At 62.5% G+C, this 20505-nt stretch carries 18 protein-coding genes and 2 tRNA genes; 13 read left to right on the forward strand and 7 right to left on the reverse strand.

Going from position 1 to position 20505, the window contains the following annotated elements; all coding sequences use genetic code 11:
• Positions 1 to 60: 60 nt before the first annotated feature.
• On the forward strand, positions 61 to 1341 hold the full coding sequence (locus ACF2JD_RS21165; RefSeq protein WP_106885553.1) for a sigma 54-interacting transcriptional regulator: 1281 nt from the start codon (positions 61 to 63) through the stop codon (positions 1339 to 1341).
• 43 nt (positions 1342 to 1384) lie between these two features.
• Here ACF2JD_RS21165 and ACF2JD_RS21170 read toward each other — a convergent pair whose 3' ends face one another.
• Positions 1385 to 1867 carry a DUF1097 domain-containing protein gene (locus ACF2JD_RS21170; RefSeq protein ID WP_234568784.1) on the reverse strand — a complete coding sequence of 161 codons (483 nt, stop codon included), beginning with the start codon at positions 1865 to 1867 and terminating at the stop codon, positions 1385 to 1387.
• A 370-nt stretch (positions 1868 to 2237) separates the two neighbouring features.
• Between ACF2JD_RS21170 and msrP the strand changes: the two genes are divergently transcribed.
• Both msrP and ACF2JD_RS21180 read left to right on the forward strand, forming a co-directional pair.
• Positions 2238 to 3242, forward strand: a complete 1005-nt coding sequence (gene msrP, locus ACF2JD_RS21175; RefSeq protein WP_440988135.1) for a protein-methionine-sulfoxide reductase catalytic subunit MsrP — start codon at positions 2238 to 2240, stop codon at positions 3240 to 3242.
• Positions 3243 to 3339: 97 nt separating this feature from the next.
• Positions 3340 to 3990, forward strand: a complete 651-nt coding sequence (locus ACF2JD_RS21180) for a protein-methionine-sulfoxide reductase heme-binding subunit MsrQ (protein WP_111910905.1) — start codon at positions 3340 to 3342, stop codon at positions 3988 to 3990.
• Positions 3991 to 4000: 10 nt separating this feature from the next.
• On the opposite strand, the gene ACF2JD_RS21185 is transcribed toward ACF2JD_RS21180, so the two are convergent.
• Positions 4001 to 4249, reverse strand: a complete 249-nt coding sequence (locus tag ACF2JD_RS21185) for a PepSY domain-containing protein (protein ID WP_111910906.1) — start codon at positions 4247 to 4249, stop codon at positions 4001 to 4003.
• A 63-nt stretch (positions 4250 to 4312) separates the two neighbouring features.
• Here ACF2JD_RS21185 and ACF2JD_RS21190 point away from each other — a divergent pair, with 63 nt between their 5' ends.
• From ACF2JD_RS21190 to ACF2JD_RS21205, 4 genes are all read left to right on the forward strand, one after another.
• Positions 4313 to 4645, forward strand: a complete 333-nt coding sequence (locus ACF2JD_RS21190) for a PepSY domain-containing protein (protein ID WP_025328631.1) — start codon at positions 4313 to 4315, stop codon at positions 4643 to 4645.
• 81 nt (positions 4646 to 4726) lie between these two features.
• Positions 4727 to 5383 carry a response regulator transcription factor gene (locus ACF2JD_RS21195; RefSeq protein WP_025328630.1) on the forward strand — a complete coding sequence of 219 codons (657 nt, stop codon included), beginning with the start codon at positions 4727 to 4729 and terminating at the stop codon, positions 5381 to 5383.
• A 37-nt stretch (positions 5384 to 5420) separates the two neighbouring features.
• Positions 5421 to 6770 (forward strand): sensor histidine kinase, encoded by a 1350-nt coding sequence (locus ACF2JD_RS21200; protein WP_025328629.1) that lies wholly within the window; start codon positions 5421 to 5423, stop codon positions 6768 to 6770.
• Between the two features lie 122 nt (positions 6771 to 6892).
• Positions 6893 to 7354, forward strand: coding sequence for a hypothetical protein (locus ACF2JD_RS21205; RefSeq protein WP_106885558.1), 462 nt, complete (start codon positions 6893 to 6895; stop codon positions 7352 to 7354).
• 139 nt (positions 7355 to 7493) lie between these two features.
• On the opposite strand, the gene torA is transcribed toward ACF2JD_RS21205, so the two are convergent.
• Together torA and ACF2JD_RS21215 are read right to left on the reverse strand one after the other, a co-directional pair.
• On the reverse strand, positions 7494 to 9974 hold the full coding sequence (gene torA / locus ACF2JD_RS21210) for a trimethylamine-N-oxide reductase TorA (protein WP_139743794.1): 2481 nt from the start codon (positions 9972 to 9974) through the stop codon (positions 7494 to 7496).
• A gap of 22 nt (positions 9975 to 9996) precedes the next feature.
• Positions 9997 to 11127: a NapC/NirT family cytochrome c gene (locus ACF2JD_RS21215; RefSeq protein ID WP_440988136.1), complete on the reverse strand. Its 1131-nt coding sequence runs from the start codon at positions 11125 to 11127 to the stop codon at positions 9997 to 9999.
• A gap of 348 nt (positions 11128 to 11475) precedes the next feature.
• On the opposite strand from ACF2JD_RS21215, the gene ACF2JD_RS21220 reads away from it, so the two are divergent.
• Entirely contained in the window at positions 11476 to 13446 is a 1971-nt protein-coding gene (locus ACF2JD_RS21220) for a DNA topoisomerase III (RefSeq protein WP_408837439.1), read from the forward strand.
• Positions 13447 to 13529: 83 nt separating this feature from the next.
• Here ACF2JD_RS21220 and ACF2JD_RS21225 read toward each other — a convergent pair whose 3' ends face one another.
• Positions 13530 to 14885, reverse strand: coding sequence for a TrkH family potassium uptake protein (locus ACF2JD_RS21225; protein ID WP_408837440.1), 1356 nt, complete (start codon positions 14883 to 14885; stop codon positions 13530 to 13532).
• Complete coding sequence (locus tag ACF2JD_RS21230) at positions 14882 to 15535, reverse strand: potassium channel family protein (RefSeq protein WP_106885563.1); 654 nt, start codon at positions 15533 to 15535, stop codon at positions 14882 to 14884. The genes ACF2JD_RS21225 and ACF2JD_RS21230 overlap by 4 nt, the downstream gene beginning before the upstream one ends.
• A gap of 125 nt (positions 15536 to 15660) precedes the next feature.
• On the opposite strand from ACF2JD_RS21230, the gene murB reads away from it, so the two are divergent.
• Both murB and birA read left to right on the forward strand, forming a co-directional pair.
• Positions 15661 to 16698: a UDP-N-acetylmuramate dehydrogenase gene (gene murB / locus ACF2JD_RS21235; RefSeq protein ID WP_395949120.1), complete on the forward strand. Its 1038-nt coding sequence runs from the start codon at positions 15661 to 15663 to the stop codon at positions 16696 to 16698.
• Positions 16695 to 17660 carry a bifunctional biotin--[acetyl-CoA-carboxylase] ligase/biotin operon repressor BirA gene (gene birA / locus ACF2JD_RS21240; protein WP_440988137.1) on the forward strand — a complete coding sequence of 322 codons (966 nt, stop codon included), beginning with the start codon at positions 16695 to 16697 and terminating at the stop codon, positions 17658 to 17660. Before murB ends, birA begins: the two co-directional genes overlap by 4 nt.
• Before the next feature lie 77 nt (positions 17661 to 17737).
• On the opposite strand, the gene coaA is transcribed toward birA, so the two are convergent.
• Positions 17738 to 18676 (reverse strand): type I pantothenate kinase, encoded by a 939-nt coding sequence (coaA, locus tag ACF2JD_RS21245; RefSeq protein WP_106885566.1) that lies wholly within the window; start codon positions 18674 to 18676, stop codon positions 17738 to 17740.
• Between the two features lie 263 nt (positions 18677 to 18939).
• Between coaA and ACF2JD_RS21250 the strand changes: the two genes are divergently transcribed.
• The 3 genes from ACF2JD_RS21250 (at position 18940) to tuf (ending at position 20493) form a co-directional block, all read left to right on the forward strand.
• Positions 18940 to 19024 (forward strand) — tRNA-Tyr (locus ACF2JD_RS21250).
• Between the two features lie 38 nt (positions 19025 to 19062).
• Positions 19063 to 19137: transfer RNA gene (locus ACF2JD_RS21255), tRNA-Gly, on the forward strand.
• A gap of 171 nt (positions 19138 to 19308) precedes the next feature.
• Positions 19309 to 20493 (forward strand): elongation factor Tu, encoded by a 1185-nt coding sequence (tuf, locus tag ACF2JD_RS21260; protein ID WP_106885567.1) that lies wholly within the window; start codon positions 19309 to 19311, stop codon positions 20491 to 20493.
• The last annotated feature ends 12 nt before the right edge of the window (positions 20494 to 20505 follow it).

The raw sequence follows: 20505 nt of genomic DNA on the forward strand, positions 1-20505 counted from the left end.
ATGCCGAGGGCGTGCAAGGCGGGGAACAACAACAGGTCTTCAGGGTAAAGGGGTGAGAGCATGAGTCGCATTCTGCTGGTGGACGACGATGCCAGCCTGCTCAAGCTGATGAGCATGCGCCTGCGCAGTCAGGGTTACGAGGTGGATACCGCCGACAGCGCCGAGGGGGCGCTGGACAGGTTGCGTCAGCAGCGGGCCGATCTGGTGCTGAGCGACCTGCGGATGGGGGGAATGGACGGACTGGCGCTGTTCGAGAGGATCCAGGCCCAGTGGCTCGGCATGCCGGTCATCATCATGACCGCCCACGGCACCATCCCGGACGCCATACAGGCGACCCGTTCCGGGGTGTTCAGCTTTCTCACCAAGCCCATCGACAAGGACGAGCTGCTCGTCACCATAGAGCACGCCCTGAGTCTGACCCGCCCGAAACAGCAGCATGAGTGGCAGTCCCTCATCCAGACCCGCAACCCCCAGATGGAGCAGTTGCTGATCCAGGCGAGCAGCGTGGCCGCCATGGAGGTGCCCGTGCTGATCCTGGGGCCTTCGGGCTCCGGCAAGGGGGTGATGACCCAGGCGCTGCATCAGGCAAGCCGTCGCCGTGACCAGCCGCTGCACACCATCAATTGTGCCGCGCTGCCCTGGCCGGTGCTGGACTTGCAGCTGTTTGGCGAGGATGGACAGTCCGGCCTGTTCGAGCAGGCCAAGGGGGCGACCCTCTTCCTCGACGAGATAGGGAATCTGTCGGAGTCGTTGCAGGCCAAGTTGCTGCAGGTGCTGGCGGAATATGGTCAGGGCACCCCCGAGGTGCGGGTCATCAGCTCCAGCCATCAGGATCTGGTGACCGCCATGGAGGAGGGGCGTTTTCGGGAGGATCTCTTCTACCGCCTCAACGTGGCCAACATCACCTTGCCGCCCCTCAGCGCCCGCAGCGAGGACATCCCCCTGCTGGCGCGCCAGGCGCTGGACGACTATCGCAGTCGCCACGACAACTGCGCCGCCCTCGGCTTCTCGCCGGAGGCGCTGGCCCTGCTGGCGGCGGCGGCCTGGCCCGGCAACGTCCGTCAGCTCTACGGAGTGGTGGAACAGCTCGCCAGCCTCTGCTGCAGCCCTGTGATAGGCGCCGCCATGGTGGAGTCGGCCCTGAGCGGTGGTGTCGGCGGTATTCCCTCGTTCAACGAGGCCCGCGCCGAGTTCGAGAAGGAGTATCTGATCCGCCTGCTGCGCACCACGGAAGGGAATGTGACCCTGGCGGCCAACATGGCGGGAAGAAACCGTACCGATTTCTACAAGTTATTGAATCGGCACGGTATCGAGGCAGCAAACTTCAAATCGAAGGGATAAGCGGGGCAGGTGTGGGCGGTCAGCGACGGGCCGTTCCCCTTGTTCAGGCCGGATCGACCGCGCTGTTCGCGGCCTGGGCCTTCCGGGTTTTGTCGGAGAGCCAGAGGCCGCTCGCCTTCATCAGGTAGCCAAAGAGCGCGCCTATCACCAAGGATGGCAGGATAAGCCGCCACTCCCCCGCCGCCCCGAAGGTGGCGCAGCAACCGGCGAAGGTGCCGGGAATGTAGCCCAGCCACTGCTGCTTGGCCTGCACGCACATCAGGGTCGCCACCACACCCGTCATCAGATAGCCCGCCATGCCAGCCCCCCACCAGCCTTCGCCGTGGATCAGCAGCAGTGCCCACAGCATGCCGGTGGCATTGCACAGCAGGGTCTGCAGCAGCGCCCTGTAACCGCCGCTCGAGGCGAAATAGCTGGTACAACCGAGGAAGCCGACCCAGGAGATGAGGCCGAGGGCGGCGGCCAGTCCGCCCCAGACGGCGGAGAGGATCCCGGTCGTGATGGCGATGGCGATCAATGGGCTCATGACATGACTCTCAGTGGTTGAATCCGGAAAAGGAGGCAGCCTACCCTTCGGCGAGGAGGCGGCAAGCAGGGGCCGGATTGTGTGTGATCTCCGTCACTCTTTTCAACTCGGGAATACGCTTGCGCTCGCGAAAAAAATTCATTGGAGGCGTTCTTGGCCTTCGACCATAGTTAGAGGCCCTGTCCTGCTCATGGAGTGAGTCTGATGGTGCCAAACGTGATAGTTCCCCTGCTGGTATTCATTCTGCTGTTCCTGGTCGGCACCATGGCCAAGGCGCTGCCTCTTTACCAGCCCATGTAAATTTGTGTGAAATAAAACTCGGCCGGGGCGGGTCTTATGGTTGTCAGCCTCATCGCCCCGGGAGTTTTCCATGTTGATCAAGCGCCGTTCCTCTCATCACCTCACCGAACAGGATGTCACGCCGGAAGCCGTCTATCAGGATCGTCGGCTCATTCTGAAAGGGCTGGGACTGAGTGCCGCCACCCTGGCATTTCCCACCCAGGCCAGCCTGCTGGATCTCTTCTCCGCCGAGCAACTTGTGCCTGCGCCCTCGACCAGGCCCCTCGACATTAGCGCCGCCACCAGGCCCGAGGGCCTGATCCTCACCCCGGAGGAGAAGGCCACCAGCCACAACAACTTCTATGAGCTCGGTACCGACAAGGGGGATCCGGCTCGCAACGCCCACTACCTCAAACCCGAGCCCTGGACGCTCAAGGTAGAGGGGGAGGTGGCCAAACCCTTCACCCTGGATGTGTGGGATCTCATCAACAAGAGCACCCTGGAGGAGCGGATCTACCGGCTGCGCTGCGTGGAGGCATGGTCCATGGTGCTGCCCTGGAGCGGCATCCCGCTGGCTGATCTGATCCGCCGGGCCGAACCCAACAGTCGCGCCAAGTTCGTGGCGTTCGAGACCCTCTATGATCCCGAGCAGTTGCCGGGACAGGCCTCCCGCTCCCTCGGCGGCGGCATCGATTACCCCTATGTGGAGGGCTTGCGCCTCGACGAGGCGATGAACTCGCTCTCCTTCCTGGCGATGGGGCTCTACGGCAAGACGCTGCCCGCCCAGAACGGGGCACCCATCCGGCTGGTGGTGCCCTGGAAGTACGGCTTCAAGAGCATCAAGAGCATAGTCTCCATCCGTCTGGTGGAGGAGATGCCGCCCACCACCTGGAACCTGCTGGCACCGAACGAATATGGTTTCTATGCCAACGTCAATCCCGAAGTGGATCATCCGCGCTGGAGCCAGGCGAGCGAGCGCTTCATCGGCGAGGGGGGCATTTTCGGCGCCAAGCGCCAGCCGACCCTGATGTTCAACGGCTATGGCGACGAGGTGGCCTCCCTCTATCAGGGGATGGATCTGCGCAAATGGTATTGAAACTGACGCTCTGCCCGAATGGTGTCTTGCCCCCTTCTCCCCTTGTGGGAGAAGGGTTGGGGATGAGGGGTGGGAAAAACATAACGGGAATTGCGATATGACGCCGAGACTGAAAACAGCCCATATCAACGGCTTGCGCCTGCTGGTACACCTGGCCTCGCTGGGCTTTTTGCTCTGGCTGGGCTATGCCGTGCCGGCCGGGTTGCTGGGGGGGGATCCGGTGCAGGGGCTGACCCACTATCTGGGCAAGGGGGCCCTGCACCTGCTGCTGCTCACCCTGCTGGTGTCGCCGCTGGCCAAACGCTGGCGCCAGGGTCAGCTCATCAAGCTGCGCCGCCCCCTCGGGCTCTGGTGCGCGGCCTGGGCCGGGTTGCACTTTATGGTCTGGCTGGGTCTGGATCTGCAGTTTGACTGGGGTCTGATCGGCGGCGAGCTGGTGAAGCGCAGTTACATAGTGGTGGGTATGGTGGCGCTGCTGTTGCTGCTGGCGCTGAGCATCACCTCGATCCCGGCCCTGCTGCGGCGCATGGGGCCAGCCTGGCAGAAGCTGCACAACTGGATCTATGCGGTGGCCCTGCTGGTGCCGGTGCACTACTGGTGGTCGGTGAAGAGTGGCTGGCAGGAGCCCCTCATCTACCTGTTGCTGGCGATGGCTCTGCTGTGGCCGCGGCGAGAGAAGCTGCTGCGTCCCTGGCGCCGACGTCCGCAACCGGTCGGGAGGGCGGCGCAACAGCCGTCACGCCCATAGCAAAAGAGGCCTAATCGGCCTCTTTTTTGGTGATCTCTCCGCTGTAGGCATCGACCTGCAGCTGCACCCGCCTATCGTCGGCATCCAGGGTTTCCACCTCGAATTTGTCCCCTTCCAGCTCGACTTCCCGAATGTCGTGGTACCCTTGGGCCAGCAACAGCTTGACCAGGGCCGGCATGTCGAGACGCGTCTGAGCCGCCCAGCCCAGGGTGGAAAAAAGGCAGAGGATCAGCAGGATACTGCGTGGGATCATATTCATTCCGGATTCATGGCTGGCACACTATAAACGGCATTATGTTAGGTTTTGAGAGATGAATCACCCATGAATAGCGCGCTGCCCCTGCTTGGATTGCTGCTGCCGATGCTGGTCCAGGCGGCCCAGCCGAATGAGGCCTTGCTGCAACAGGCGGTCAGCGAGGGGCGGATCCGGCCTTTTCATGAGCTGATGGAGGTGGCTTCCCGCCTGCCGGTGCGCGTGCTGCGCGTCGATCTGGGGGAGGAGGACGGGGTCTGGCTCTATGAGCTCAGGCTCATCGACGACGAGAACAGCGTCATCAAGGTGGGCTATCGCGCCGACAACCTGGAGATGGTGTGGCTCAAGGGCCATCATCTGGAGCGCCTGTTCGAGCCTCGCCCGCCCCCGGAGGAGGAGTGATCCGCCCTATGCTCCCCGCCCTGATGACTCGTCCCCCAATCGCCGCCGCGACAGGCGCAACTCTGCTTTGGATACCCATTTATGCGAATTCTGATAGTTGAAGATGAAAAGATCCTGGCAGGCCAGCTGGCGGAACAGCTGCGCCTGTCCGGGTTTGTGACCGATCTCTGCCACGATGGCAACGAGGCGGGTTTTCTCGGCGAGACCGAACCCTATGACGCCATCATTCTGGATCTCGGCCTGCCGGGTCGCGATGGTCTGAGCGTGCTCAAGGAGTGGCGCAGCAAGGGGATAGACACCCCTGTGCTGGTGCTGACCGCCCGTGGCCAGTTGCACGAGAAGATAGAAGGGCTCAACGCCGGGGCCGATGACTACCTCACCAAGCCGTTCCAGGTCGCCGAACTGGTGGCCCGGGTGCAGGCCCTGGTGCGCCGGGCGGCGGGCAATGCCAGCTCCATCCTGGAGATAGGCGGGGTGCGCCTCGACATGGCGGCGTCCCAGGTATGGTACGAAGGCACCCCCATCAAGCTCACCGCCCACGAGTTCCGGGTGCTGGGGTATCTGATGCAGCACAGGGGCAAGGTGGTGTCGCGCAGCGAGCTGATCGACCACATCTACGCCCAGGATTTCGATCGCGACTCCAACACCGTCGAGGTGTTCATCGGCCGGATCCGCAAGAAGACCCACGCCGATCTGATCGAGACGGTGCGCGGTCTCGGCTACCGGATCAACGAGTGAGACGGACGCTGATGCCAGCACGGCAGGGGGTCATTGAATGAGGCTGGTGCGTACCCTGCGGGGACGGCTGGTGGCCATAGCCCTGGTCTGGTGCGGGCTCTTCCTGTTCGCCACCGGCTTCAGCCTGCAGACCATGATGCGCAACTACTGGCAGGAGGCGGAAGCCGACGGCCTGAGGTTGCAGCTCTACGATCTGCTCTCTCGCCTGGAGATCCAGCCCGACGGTCTGCCCGTGGTCACCGAGCCCATGGCGGACCCCCGTTTCCGCCAGCCCTATTCCGGTTATTACTGGCAGCTTGAGCTGGGGGATGCGGTGGTCAGCCGCTCCCGCTCCCTGTGGGATGTGCACCTGAGCGCCCACGGCCTGAAGTCGGCCTTCGGGGATCCGGATCTCTTCGTCGGCAAGGGGCCCAACAAGGAGCCCCTGCTGATCATGACCCGCACTGTGCTGCTGCCGGGATCTGACAAGGTGTTTACCCTGGTGATGGCCAAGGACAGCAGCGCCCTGACCCAGACCCTGAAGAAGACCCGGATCAGCCTCTTCCTCGGTCTCGGCTTCGCCGCCGCCGGCCTGGTGCTGGGCTTCATGTTCCAGATAGTCTACGGCCTGCGTCCGCTTCATCTGCTGCGCCGCGAGCTGGGCCGGGTCCACCAGGGCCATCAGGAGGGGTTCCGACTGCGCTATCCGCTGGAGATCCAGCCGCTGGTGGAAGACATCAACCGGCTGCTGCACCACTACAGCGAGCTGCTGCAGCGAGCCCGCTCCCACACCGGCAATCTGGCTCACGCCCTCAAGACGCCCCTCAGCATAATGCGCAATCAGGTGGCCCAACTGCCCCCCGAGGATCAGGCCGCCATCGGCGAGCAGCTCGACCAGATCCAGCGCCACATCGACTATCACCTCGGCAAGGCGCGGGTCACCGGGGCTGCCAAGATCCTCGGGGTCTCGACCCCGGTGCGGGCGAGGGTGGAGTACATCTGCCGCGCCTTCTCCCGTCTCTACCCGGGCAAGACGGTGGACCTGCAGGTGCCGGCCAACCTGGCGGTCGGGGTGGAGGAGCAGGACTTCGACGAGATGGTGGGCAATTTGCTGGAAAATGCCTTCAAATGGTCGGCCAGCCAGTTGCGCATCTCCAGCGCCGAGCTGGGGGGCTGGATCACCCTGCGTATCGAGGACGACGGCCCCGGCATGAGCGAGGATCAGATAGCCAAGGCGGTGCTGCGCGGGGTGCGCCTCGACGAGAAGGTGCCGGGTTCCGGGCTCGGCCTCAATATAGTGTCAGACCTGGCCGAAGCCTATCGTGGCAGCCTCATCATGGGGCGCGCCGAGCTGGGGGGGCTGGCAGCCTCGCTCTCGCTGCCCAAGGTGGCCAGGGTCGACGGTTAATGCACAGATGAGTGAGGCGTCCCGGCATGGGCCGCTCGGGCCCGGGTCGTCCTCCGAGGTAGCATGGGGGGCGCACCAGGCATAAGATAGGGTCCTTATTTCAAGCGGTAGGAAGGGTAGCAATGACTGACGATCCATGGGCGCTGTGCCATCTCGATGATTCGTTCGATGCCTCGGTGCTGGGTACCAAGGGTGCCCAGATCCAGTGGTTTGAGGACAGGGAGTCCCTGATCCAGTTCTTGCTGGAGGACTTTGTCGATCTGCTGGCCGATGTGGGCGAACTGGATGAGGATCAGACCGAGAGCGCCCGCGAGCGCTTCACCCTGCTGGTGGAGCAGAGTCAGGACGATCGCACCCTGATGGATGCCATCAACGATCTCGCCTCCGGCCTGCGCCGCATCGCCTGGCTGGGGCCGCTCTCGGAGCTGGCCGAGATCAGTGACGACTTCGCGAGCGGCCTGCGCGCCTTCTTCTGGACCCAGTATGATGGGGACGAGGATGACCCCGAAGCCTGGGTGCCGGAAGATCTCTGGCCCCAGCTGGTTGAGTGTGCGGAAGAGTACATGGTTGAGGGAGACTTCTGATCCACCTTGTCTGCGCTCTGGCTGCAAAGCGGGTGGAGTGTGCACAAGAGTAGTGGTGGAGGGAGACTTCTGAGTCACCCCGAAAACCGCGATAAAGAAAACGGCGCCTTATGGCGCCGTTTTTGTCTTCATCCCGGCATCAGGCGTGGGCCGGTACCTCATGGGCTGTGTTGACGAGTTCTGGCCCGCTGTACTTCTCGATCTGCAATTGGGCCATGTGACCGCAGTTGCCTTGCGCCAGACTGGAGGAGCCCTCGTCGAAGGTGAGGCAGTTGACGTTGCCGTTCTTGCAGATGGCGCCCACCTCGCCCGGTTTGGCCGGATCGAACCAGGCCCCTTCGCAGATCCGCACCACGCCGGGGCGAATGTCTTTCGAGAGCAGCGCCCCCACCAGGATCTGGCCGCGCTCGTTGAAGGCGCGCACCAGGTCCCCATCCTGGATGCCGCGTGCCTTGGCGTCGTCCGGGTGGATCAGTATGGCCTCCCGATCGGCGATGGCGAACTTGTCCCGCAGCGGGGTGTTGTCCAGCTGGGAGTGCAGCCGCTGGGTCGGGTGCGAGGTGTTGAGGGAGAGCGGATAGCGCGCTGCCACCTCGCTCTTCACCCACTCCTTGGGTTCATACCACTTGGGGTGGCCGGCGCAGTCGGCATAACCCATGCCCGCTACCGTGTTGGAGAAGATCTCTATCTTGCCGGACGGGGTGCCGAGCGGATTGAGCAGCGGGTTCTCGCGAAAATCGGCGTGGCGGATCCACTGGCGGTTCGCCTCTGGGATCGGGAAACGAATGTAGTTGTTGGACTCCCAGAACATGCTGAACGGCGGCAGCGCCACCCGGGCACCCCGGGCCTGGGCGGCCATGCCGTCGTACATCTGCTTGAGCCACAGCATCTCGTCCTTACCTTCGGTGTACTGCTCCTGCACACCCAGCTTGGCGGCGATGGCGCTGAAGATATCGAAGTCGTTGCGGGACTCGTGCTGGGGGGGCACGCACTGGTGCATGGGGAACACATAGCGCTGGGAGTAGTCGCCCCCCATCTCCAGATCGTTGCGCTCGTAGCTGGTGGTGACCGGCAGCACTATGTCGGCGTGCTTGGCGGTAGCCGTCCAGTAGGGTTCGTGGACTATCACAGTTTGCGGCTTGCGCCAGGCCTTGAGCAGGTTGTTGGTGTCCTGATGGTGGTGGAAGGGGTTGCCGCCCGCCACATAGACCAGCTTGATGTCCGGATAGGTCACCTTGCGGCCGTTGAAGTCGATGGTCTTGCCGGGGTTGGCGAGACAGTCGGCGATGCGGGCCACCGGGATGGGTGCCGGGCTGTTCTTGGGCGCGTTGCCGGCGGAGATACCCGCCAGGATCCCACCCTTGGCGGTGGGGCTGCCACCGGAGGAGTAGTGGTAGCTGAAGCCGTAACCGCCCCCCGGCAGGCCGATCTGGCCCAGCATGGCCGCTAGCGTGATCAGCATCCAGTTCGGCTGCTCCCCGTGGTGCTGACGTTGCATGCCCCAGCCGGCCATGATCATGGTGCGCTTGGCCGCCATGTCGAGGGCCAGCTGGCGAATGACCTTGGCCTCGACACCGCAGACGCTGCTCGCCCACTCGGCGCTCTTCGGCTGACCGTCGTCCTTGCCGAGCAGGTAGTCGAGGAACTTGTCGAAGCCGACGGCGTAGCGATCGAGGAAGGCCTGATCGTGCTTCTTCTCGCTATAAAGGGTGTGGGCCACCCCCAGCATCATGGCCACGTCTGTGTAGGCGTTCGGGGCTATCCACTCGGCGTTGGCCAGCTTGGCTGTCTCGTTGTAGACGGGATCTATGCTGATGACGCGGGTGCCCTTCTCCTTCAGGGCCTTGAAACCGGCCTGGCCCTCGTGATCCGGCATGTTCCAGCTGTTCTTGAGGGTGACCTGGGCGTTGACCCCCCAGAGCACCACCAGTTCGGCGTGCTCCACCACGTTGGGCCAGGCGGTCTGCTGCTCGTACACCTCGATGGAGCCCATCACATGGGACATGATCACCTGGGCCGCGCCTGTGGAGTAGTCACCGGCATAGCCGGTGAAGCCGCCACTGAGGTTCATCAGGCGGTGCAGCAGGGTGCGGCTGTTGTGGAACATGCCGACACTCTTCCAGCCGTAGGAGCCGGCGTGGATCGCCTGGGGGCCGAAGTCGCGCTGGACCCGCTGGATCTCGCCGGCCACCAGTTCGATGGCTTGCTCCCAACTCACCCGCACCCACTCGTCGGCGCCGCGCAGCTCGGGCTTGGCGCCCGGGCCGTGCTCCAGCCAGCTCTTGCGCACCATGGGGTACTTGATGCGGTTCTTGGCATGGACCTGGAACGGCGCCATGTCGATGAGGTCATTCGGTGCCGGATCATCGGCCACCGGCTGGACCCGCACCATGCGGCCATCGGCGACTATGGCTTCGAAGGCTCCCCAGTGGGCGCCGGTCAGTATGCCCTTCTGGGCGGGGACCAGGGTGGGGAACTGCTCCAGCGCCGTGCTGATGGCCTGGGCCAGGGCGTGTTTCGGGAACAGGGCACCGAGCAGGGGCAGGGCGGCACAGGCCCCCAGGCCCTTGAGCAGGCTGCGGCGGGACAGATTGGTCTGTTGATCATTGAAAAAAGTCATATCGAATTCCTCTGTTCCAGCCTTAGTGTGCCGCGCTCATGTCACTGGCGTGTTTCTGCACGTATTGGGTCAGCATGCGAGCCTGCTCCGGGGTGAGGGAGGTGCGGGATTCCATGCCCTTGATGACGCCTATCCACTGGTTGGCATTGAAGTGATCCAGCGCGGTGAGACCGTGGCAGCCGGTACAGTTGTTGGACATCAGGGTGGAGGCGTATTGCCACAGCTTGCCCTGATCGCCGATGAGCTGGGCCTCGTCCACCCAGGCGGTCAGCTTGACCTGATGCCAGGTGAGGTTGGTGGCGCTGTCGGTCTCGCTCTTGCCGGTGACCAGCGCCTGCTTGGCGGCATCGCCGACCAGCACGCTCAGGATGCGTTTGCCGGGGGCTGCGTAGAAGACCTCGCTCACCCCGTCCTGCTGCCAGCCCTCGATCTGCACCTGGGCGCGGCCGTTGTCGTTGGCCAGCACTTCCACCTGGGTCGACGGCATCAGGGTGCCCTCGTCCGTGGTGGCCTTGGCATCGAGGTACAGGGGCGTGGTGGCGATGGCGTAACGGGTGGTGACGCTGGCCGGAGTCTGGGCCGCGGCGGCAGCCAGTTCACTGGCGCCGGCGGCTGCCAGACCGCTCATGTCAGGCATGATGTGGGCGACGCCGCGGTGGCAGTCGATGCAGGTTTGGCCCTCCTTGATGGCGACCGGGTGCTCGGCGCGGGCGTTCGGGCGCTGGGCCAGAATGTCCATGGCGGCGTAGCTGTGGCAGCTGCGGCAGGTGGCGGAGTCATTGGCCTTGAGCTGATCCCAGACCGTCTGGGCCATGCGCAGCTTGTGGGCTTCGTATTTCTCAGGAGTGTCGAGGGTGCCGATCGCCTCGTGATAGATGTCCTTCACGGCGCGGATCTTGGTCCAGAGGTAGGAGGCGGGCTCATTGGGAATGTGGCAGTCGGCGCACTCGGCACGGATCCCCTTCACGTTCTGGAAGTGGACGCTGCCCTGATACTCGGCGAGCGGTGTCTGCATGGAGTGGCAGGAGACGCAGAATTCGGTGGAGCTGGTCTTGTGCAGCACTGTGACTGTCACTCCCAGTGCCGCGACGCCCAGCAGGGCTCCGAGCAACAGGAGCCAGAACCAGGTCTTTCTCAACATTTTTCCAAGCATGGCGGCAGTGTCCTTCGAATCGGGTATTACCAATATAGTAGTAGTCTTGACGGGTGAGGGATTGACCTCGGTTATGCTTTTTATTCTTTAAATTGGTTTTTCTTGGTTTTAAATTTGATAAAGGCGTTTTTGTTTGAATTAAAATCAAACCCAGATGGTTAACTTTGTTAGTTTAGCCTTATTTGGCTCTCTTTTGGTCATCATATCCGTACGAATGATGCTGGAAACGGCACTGTCGCGACGTTTTGCTCTCCAGTGCGACTTTCTGGCTCGGAATGGGCCGGTGTTGGGCTTTACGAAAGGCTCGATATATACTGTTTGCATATACAGTGATCAGGTTTGTCAGTCATGCGACTCTTTATTGCCGAAAAGCCCAGCCTTGGCCGCGCCATCGCCGATGTTCTGCCCAAGCCCCACAAGAAGGGGGAGGGCTTCATCGAGACGGCGCAGGGAGACGTGGTGACCTGGTGTATCGGCCACCTGCTGGAGCAGGCTGAGCCCGATGCCTATGATGCTGCCTACAAACAGTGGCGCATGGAGCAGCTCCCCATAGTGCCGAGCCAGTGGCAGCTGGTGGCCAAACCCAAGACCAGGAGCCAGCTTGCCGTGATCAAGCGGCTCATCAAGCAGGCCGACTGCGTGGTCAATGCCGGTGACCCGGACAGGGAAGGGCAACTGCTGGTGGACGAGGTGATCGACTTCCTCGGCTACCCCAAACTCAAGCCGGTGCAGCGTTGCCTCATCAGCGATCTCAATCCCCCCGCGGTGCGCCGTGCCCTCGACAAGCTGCGGGACAACAAGGAGTTCGTGCCGCTGGCGGTCTCGGCGCTGGCGCGCAGCCGCGCGGACTGGCTCTACGGCATCAACATGACCCGTGCCTATACCCTGCTCGGGCGCAAGGCCGGCTGCAGCGAGCTGCTCTCGGTCGGCCGGGTGCAGACGCCGCTGCTGGGGTTGGTGGTGCGGCGGGATCTCGAGATAGATGCCTTCGTGCCCAAACCCTTCTACGAGGTGCTGGCCCATGTGGTGACGGAGCGCAACGAAGGGTTCAGTGCCAAGTGGCTGCCCTCCGAGGCCTGCGCACCCTGGCAGGACGAGGAGGGGCGGGTGCTCAACCGGGCGCTGGCCGCCAAGGTGGTGGAGCGCATCCAGGGCCAGCCAGCCCGGGTGGAGGAGGTGGAAGAGCAAGCCCGCAAGCAGGCGGCGCCACTGCCTTACAACCTCTCCAGCCTGCAGATCGATGCTGCCAAGCGGTTTGGCATGGATGCCAAGCGGGTGCTGGATGTCTGCCAGAGCCTCTACGAGCGCCACAAGCTCATCACCTACCCCAGATCAGACAGCCGCTATCTGCCGAGCGATCACTTCAATCGGGCACCCCAGGTGCGGGATGCCATAGCCGCCACGGCCCCGGCCCTGGCCAAGGCAGTGAGCGAGGCAGATGGCAAGCTGCGCAGCAAGGCGTGGAATGACGGCAAGGTGGATGCCCACCACGCCATCATCCCCACCGAGAAGCATGGCAACCTGGCCAGCCTCTCCGCCGACGAGGGCAAGCTCTATGGCCTGGTCGCCCGCCAGTACCTGCTGCAGTTCTATCCGCCGTTCGAATACAACGACAGCCGGGTGTTGCTGCGCATCGCCGGTGGCCTGTTCCAGGCCAAGGCGCGGCGCATCCTCAAGGCGGGCTGGAAGGCGCTGCTCGGGGTCGAAGAGGACGATGAGGAGGAGGCGGGCACCCTGCCGGCCCTGCGTCAGGGCGAGGAGCTGCGCTGCGAGCGGGGCGAGCTGCTGGAGAAGATGACCCAGGCTCCCAAGGCATTCACCGACGCCACCCTGCTGGCCGCCATGACGGGCATAGCCCGCCATGTGCAGGATCCCGAGATCCGCAAGATCCTGCGCGAGACAGATGGCCTCGGCACGGAGGCGACCCGGGCCGGCATCATAGATCTGCTGTTCAAGCGCCGCTTCCTGGTGCGGCAGGGCAAGAGCATCAAGGCGACCCCGACCGGACGGGCCCTGATCCAGGCATTGCCTGCCACTGCCACCACGCCGGACATGACGGCGCTGTGGGAGCAGCACCTCGGCCGGATCGCCGAGCGTCACGCCAGCTACCAGCAATTTATGGGGCCGCTCACCGATCAGCTCAACGGCCTGATTGAGGGGGCCAGGCAGGATTCGGGAGCCAGCTTCAGCGCCCTGCCCAAGGAGGCGCCGGGGGCCAGCAAGCGGCGCTTCAGCCGCAAGAGTTCGTCGACCAGTGGCACCGGTGCGGCGCCCCGCAAGGGGGCGGGCAAGCGCCCGGCCAGAGGCAAGGCAGCCTGAGTGGCCCGGGGTCATGACAGGTAGTTGAGGCGATAAAGAGAGAGGGGCCCGGGCCCCTCTCTCGATCTGGTTCTGGCGGCCGATCAGCCGGTATAGACGCCCTCTTCCGGGTAGCGGATCCGGGTCTCGCTCGGTCTGGCCAGCATCAGCGCTAGGGTCAGCGGCCCGAGACGGCCGCAGATCATCACCAGCACCAGGATGAGCTTGCCCGGCTCGCTCAGGGAGGCGGTGATGCCGGTGGAGAGGCCGACGGTGGCAAAGGCCGAGACGGTCTCGAACATGATCTTGTCGAAGGGCAGCGACTCCGTGAGCATCAACAGGAACATGGCCAGCATCAACACCATGGTGCTGACGATGATGATGGCCAGGGATCGGGTCACTATCTGGGGTGACAGGGTGCGGCCGAAGGCGGTGACATGGGGACGCTTGGTGAGGAAGGCCCGGGTGGCCAGCAACACCACGGCGAAGGTGGTGACCTTGATACCGCCCCCCGTCGAGGTGGCACCAGCACCGATGAACATCAACATCATCATGAACAGCAGGGAGGCGGGCACCATCTGGCCTATGTCCACAGTGTTGAAGCCTGCCGTGCGCGCCGTGGCCGACTGGAAGAAGGCCGCCAGCAGCTGGCCGCCGGGCCCGGCGTTGCCGAAGGTGGCGGGATTGTTGTGCTCCAGCAGCCAGAACATCAGGGTGCCCAGCAGCAGCAGCCCTGGGGTCATCAGCAACATCAGCTTGCTGTGCAGCTTGAGCTTGCGCCAGCGACGGTTGCGCACCAGATCGACGATGACGGTAAAACCCAGGCCGCCGAGGATGAGCAGGGCCGGTATGGTCAGGCTGATGATGGGGTCGTCTCTGTAGTCGATGAGGTTGTTGGCAAACAGCGAGAATCCGGCGTTGTTGAAGGCAGAGACCGCATGGAAGAAGCTGACGTAGAGGCCATGGCCCCAGCCCATCTCGGGCACCCAGCGAATAGCCATGATGGCGGTGCCGATCAGCTGGGCAATCAGGGCGAACAGCACTATGCGCTTCACCAGCTGGATGATGTTGACCGATCCCTCCTGGCCCAGTGCCTCTTTCGCCAGTACCTGCTGGCGCAGGCCGACCCGCTTGCTGAACATGGCGATGAGCAACAGGGTCATGGTCATCTGGCCCAGGCCCCCTATCTCCATCAGCATCAGCAGTATGATCTGCCCTTGCAGGGTAAAGGCGGTGCCTGTATCCACCACCCCTAGCCCGGTCACACTGATGGCCGAGGTTGCGGTGAACAGGGCATTGATGAAGGTGACCTCGCCGTTGTGGCTCGAGGGCTGCACCAGAAACAGGGTACCGACCAACAAGATGATGAGAAAGCTGCCCAGGATCAGCCTGGCTTCACTCCAGCGGGACTCGGTATCCCTGTACAGGGCGAAGGCGTAGTTGCTGCGCCAGTTGATCATAGGGTGTCGAGCCAGTGATCGATGGCGTGCTTGTTGCCGGCCAGGATCAGGATGTCACCGAGCTGCAGCTCCATCTTGCCGGTCAGCACGTTGTGCAGCACCTCACCGCGCTTGATGGCCAGCAACTGGAAGTCGCTCTGTTGCAGCAGGTGCAGATCGGCCAGGGTACGGCCGTTCTGTTGCAGACCGATCACGAATTCGGTCAGCACCATGTCGTGTCCCAGCTCCAGATAGTCGAACAGCCGGTTGTCCAGCATGCTCTGGGCGACCCGGCGACCCATGTCCCACTCCGGGTTGATCACCTTGTCGGCGCCCACCTTCTGCAGGATCTTGGCGTGGAACTTGTCACGCGCCTTGACCCATACCTTCTTCACCCCGGCTTCCTTCAGCACCAGGGTGGTGAGTATGCTGGTCTCCAGGCTGTCGCCGATGGCGACGAAGACGATGTCGAAATTGGCCAGTCCCAGCTCGGCGACCGTGGCCTCATCGGTGGCATCGGCCACGATGACGTGATTGCACAGGGTTGCTATCTGGCGGGTCTTGCTCTCGTCGATATCGATGGCCAGCACCTCGGCATTCTGCAACTGCAGCTCTTCACACAGTGCGCTGCCGAACAGGCCGAGGCCGATGACGGCGAATTGATTGTTCATTCATGCTTCCTCAACGGGCTGAAGGGCTTACTTTACTCCAGCGGTTTGAGTCCGAACAGTACCCGGGTTTTTCGTCCCGGGGGATCTGGGGTAAACTGCGCCCTTGCCCTTGTCGGAACACGCAGATGAAACTCACTCCCCATGCCCCCTTGGCGGCCCTCAATACCCTGGGTTTGGAAGCACATTGCCTCTGGCTGGCCGAAGTGGCCCAGTTGGATGATCTTTGCCAGTTGCGGGCCAATTCGGAGCTGAGCGCCTTGCCGCGCCTGGTGCTGGGTGGTGGGAGCAACATCTTGTTCTGCAATGATTTTGCCGGTCTGGTCGTGCTCAATCGGATGAAAGGCATAGCGCTGCAGGATGACGACAGCCACTGGTTGCTGCACGTGGCGGCGGGGGAGGAGTGGCATCAGCTAGTGTGCCATGCCCTGCAACAGGGCTGGCATGGGCTGGAGAACCTGGCGCTGATCCCGGGCACAGTCGGTGCGGCCCCGGTGCAGAACATAGGCGCTTACGGGGTCGAACTGGCCCGGTTCTGTGCCTATGTGGAGGCATTCAACTGGCAGAGTGGCGAGGTGGAGCGCATCGCCGCGGCCGACTGTCAGTTCGGCTATCGTGACAGCATCTTCAAGCACGATTATCAGGACACCCACTTCATCACCGCCGTCGGGTTGCGCCTGCCCAAGGCCTGGCAACCCGTGATCGGTTATGGTCCCCTGGCTGCCCTCGGCGAACATCCCGGTGCGCAGGCCATCTTCGACACCGTCTGTGCCACCCGCATGGCCAAGTTGCCGGACCCTGCCGTGCTCGGCAACGCGGGCAGCTTCTTCAAGAACCCCGTGGTGCCGACCTCGGTGGCGGATGCACTCAAGGGGCAATATCCGCAGATGCCCTGCTACCCGGCCGGGGAAGGGCAGGCCAAGCTGGCGGCGGGCTGGCTCATCGATCAGTGCGGGCTCAAGGGCTTTGCCATCGGCCGTGCCGCCGTCCATCAGGAGCAGGCGCTGGTGCTGGTCAACCTCGGGGGCGCCAGCGCCATGGAGCTCATCGCCCTGGCCGCCCATGTGCGTGACAGCGTGGAGCACAAGTTCGGTGTCGTGCTGGAGCACGAGGTGCGCTTCATGGGGCTCACCGGCGAAACCTGGCTGGACGAGGTGCTGGCATGACCCTCACTCCCGTCAGACAGACCCTGATCACCCTGCTCAGCGATGGCCAGTTTCACTCCGGCGAACAGCTGGGGGAGCAGCTTGGCATCAGCCGTGCTGCGGTGAGCAAACACATGGCCGCCCTCAAGGAGCTAGGGCTGGATCTGTTCAGCCTGACCGGCAAGGGGTACCGCCTGGCGGTTCCCATGGCACTCTATGATCAGGCGCAACTGCAGGCCCTGGCCCCCATGGCGCCGGTACACTGCTTCTCGGTGATCGACTCCACCAACCAGTATCTGTTTGAGCGGGTCAACCAGCTGAGCGCCGGCGAGAGTTGCCTGGCCGAGTGCCAGACCGCCGGTCGGGGGCGTCGTGGCAAGCCCTGGGTCTCGCCGTTCGGTTGCCAGCTGATCCTCAGCATGTACTGGCGGCTCGAGCAGGGCATGGCGGCCGCCATGGGGCTGAGTCTGGCGGTGGGGGTGGCCGTGGTGGAGGCGCTGGAATCCTTCGGCTACCCCGGGGTGGAGCTCAAGTGGCCGAACGATCTCTATTACCAGGGCCGCAAGCTGGCGGGCATACTGGTGGAGATGAGCGGCAGCGCCGGCGCCAGCTGCCATCTGGTGATCGGCATCGGCCTCAATCTGGCGATGCCGAGCCAGCAGGGGGAGAAGATCGATCAGGCCTGGTCAGAGCTGCGTCAGGTTCAGCCCGAACTGGTGGATCGCAACCAGCTGGCGGCCTGCGTACTCCTCCATCTGCAAGCGGCCATGCAGACCTTCGAGCAGAGCGGTCTGGCGAGCTTCGTCGAGAGCTGGAACCGGCTCGACTACTTTGCCGGCCAACCGGTGAAGTTGTTGATGGGGGAGCAGGTGATCCGCGGCATAGCCCGGGGTATCGACGATCGCGGTGCCTTGCGGCTGGAAACGGACGAGGGAGTCAAACTCTATCTGGGGGGAGAGATCTCCCTGCGCCGGGGCGACTGAGCGAGACTGGCTCATGAGAACCCAATAGAAGAGGGGGCCCGCGGGCCCCCTCTTCGTTATCCGGCGACCCGCTGCGGTCACTTGCGCAGCTTGATCTGCTCGATGGCGTGCTCTTGTCCCTTGGTCAGGATCAGGTTGGCCCGCTCCCGGGTCGGCAAGATGTTCTCTTGCAGATTCAGATAGTTGATGTCTTGCCATATGTTGCTGGCAATCTCGGTCGCCTCGCTTTCCGCCAGTTTGGCATAGTGGTGGAAGTAGGAGTCCGGATCCGAGAAAGCCCCGCTGCGGAACTTGAGGAAGCGATCTATGTACCAGGCGCGCAGCAGCTCGGCGTCGGCGTCCACATAGATGGAGAAGTCGACAAAATCTGACACGAAGACCCTGTGGGGCTCCTGGGGGTAATCCATGCCGCTCTGCAGCACGTTGAGCCCCTCCAGGATCAGGATGTCCGGCTGCTCCACCACCTTCTTCTCATCGGGCAGGATGTCGTAGATAAGGTGGGAGTAAACCGGCGCTTCGACCTTCTCGTGACCCGCACGTATGTTGGCGACAAACTCCACCAGATGGCGGATGTCGTAGGATTCCGGAAAACCCTTGCGGCGCATCAGCCCGCGCTCTTCCAGCTCCTTGTTGGGATAAAGGAAGCCATCCGTGGTGACCAGCTCTACCCGCGGGTGCTCGGGCCAGCGTTCCAGCAATGCTTGCAGGATGCGGGCCGTGGTGCTCTTTCCCCCCGCCACGCTGCCGGCGATGCTGATGATGTAGGTGCCCTTGCCGCGGGACTGGCCGAGAAACTGCTCCAGCACCCGACTGCGGCGCTGCTTGGCCTTGACGTAGAGATTGAGCAGGCGGGAAAGGGGCAGATAGATCTCTTCCACCTCGCGCAATGACACCTTCTCGTTGATGCCACGCAGGGTGTGCAGGTCCCTCTCGGTCAGGGTCAGGGGGACCGCATCGCGCAATAACGCCCATTGTTCGCGGGTGAATTGCAAATAGGGGTTATGCTCTGTCGTCATGGTGTCATCACTGTTTCTTGGGCAGGGCGACCATACACCAAGGGATCGGGAGCGACAAGGGACGCGTCCGGTTGGGACTGAGGAGGAGCGTTTTTTTGCATAGATCCCGGCAATAATGCACATTTTGCAGGGCACAGTGGTTGCATCCCCAAAATCCTTACCATAAAATGCGCGACGCTTGGATGTCTGTCGTCTATTTGCCCAGCAAAAGCGACAAAAACAACGGGTGCAAGCAGAATTACCGTTGTGGCATTCATGCAATCGGAGGGGTTCCCGAGCGGCCAAAGGGATCAGACTGTAAATCTGACGGCTCTGCCTTCGAAGGTTCGAATCCTTCTCCCTCCACCATATTTCTCTGCGGTTTGAGTTCTTTGGGTTAGAGAAATGCGGGCATCGTATAATGGCTATTACCTCAGCCTTCCAAGCTGATGATGCGGGTTCGATTCCCGCTGCCCGCTCCAAGATGCTGATATGGCTCAGGTAATTCTGAAAGCCACACCCTAGGGTGAGTTCGGCAATCGAACCTGCCTGCCAGCACCATCCTCTCTGTCCCCCTGATTCAAATCCATCATATAAACTGTTCTGTGGTTAGCTTGCCACCGCGTACTCAGCGTTAGTTTAGAGGGACGATCATGTCTAAAGAAAAATTTGAGCGTAATAAACCGCACGTTAACGTGGGTACCATCGGCCACGTTGACCACGGTAAAACCACCCTGACCGCCGCCATCACCAACGTGCTGGCCAAGCACTTCGGTGGTAAAGCTTTCGCCTTCGACCAGATCGACAAGGCACCGGAAGAGCGTGAGCGTGGTATCACCATCAACACCTCCCACGTAGAATACGACACCGCTATCCGTCACTACGCCCACGTAGATTGCCCGGGTCACGCCGACTACGTTAAGAACATGATCACCGGTGCTGCCCAGATGGACGGCGCGATCCTGGTAGTAGCTGCGACTGACGGCCCGATGCCGCAAACTCGTGAGCACATCCTGCTGGGTCGCCAGGTTGGCATCCCGTACATGATCGTGTTCATGAACAAGTGCGACATGGTAGACGACGAAGAGCTGCTCGAACTGGTCGAGATGGAAGTTCGTGAACTGCTGACCGAGTACGACTTCCCGGGTGATGACCTGCCGGTAGTTCGTGGTTCCGCGCTGAAAGCGCTGGAAGGCGACGCTGCATGGGAAGAGAAGATCATCGAGCTGGCTCACCACCTGGATACCTACATCCCGGAGCCGGAGCGCGCCATTGACCTGCCGTTCCTGATGCCTATCGAAGACGTCTTCTCCATCGCTGGCCGTGGTACCGTTGTTACTGGTCGTGTAGAGCGCGGTATCGTCAAGGTTGGTGAGACTGTAGAAATCGTCGGTATCAAAGACACCGTTTCTACCACCTGTACCGGTGTTGAAATGTTCCGCAAACTGCTGGACGAAGGTCGTGCTGGTGAGAACGTTGGCGCCCTGCTGCGTGGCGTGAAGCGTGAAGAAGTTGAGCGTGGTCAAGTACTGGCCAAGCCGGGCTCCATCAAGCCGCACACCAAGTTCGAATCTGAAGTGTACGTGCTGTCCAAAGAAGAAGGTGGTCGTCATACTCCGTTCTTCAAGGGCTACCGTCCGCAGTTCTACTTCCGTACTACCGACGTGACCGGTACCATCGAACTGCCGGAAGGCGTAGAGATGGTAATGCCAGGCGACAACATCAAAATGGTTGTTACCCTGATCGCTCCGATCGCGATGGACGACGGCCTGCGTTTCGCTATCCGTGAAGGTGGCCGTACCGTAGGTGCTGGTGTTGTAGCCAAAGTTATCGCTTAATCTTGGCTTACA

This window comes from Aeromonas ichthyocola, from assembly GCF_046087985.1.
Lineage (GTDB): Bacteria > Pseudomonadota > Gammaproteobacteria > Enterobacterales > Aeromonadaceae > Aeromonas > Aeromonas rivipollensis.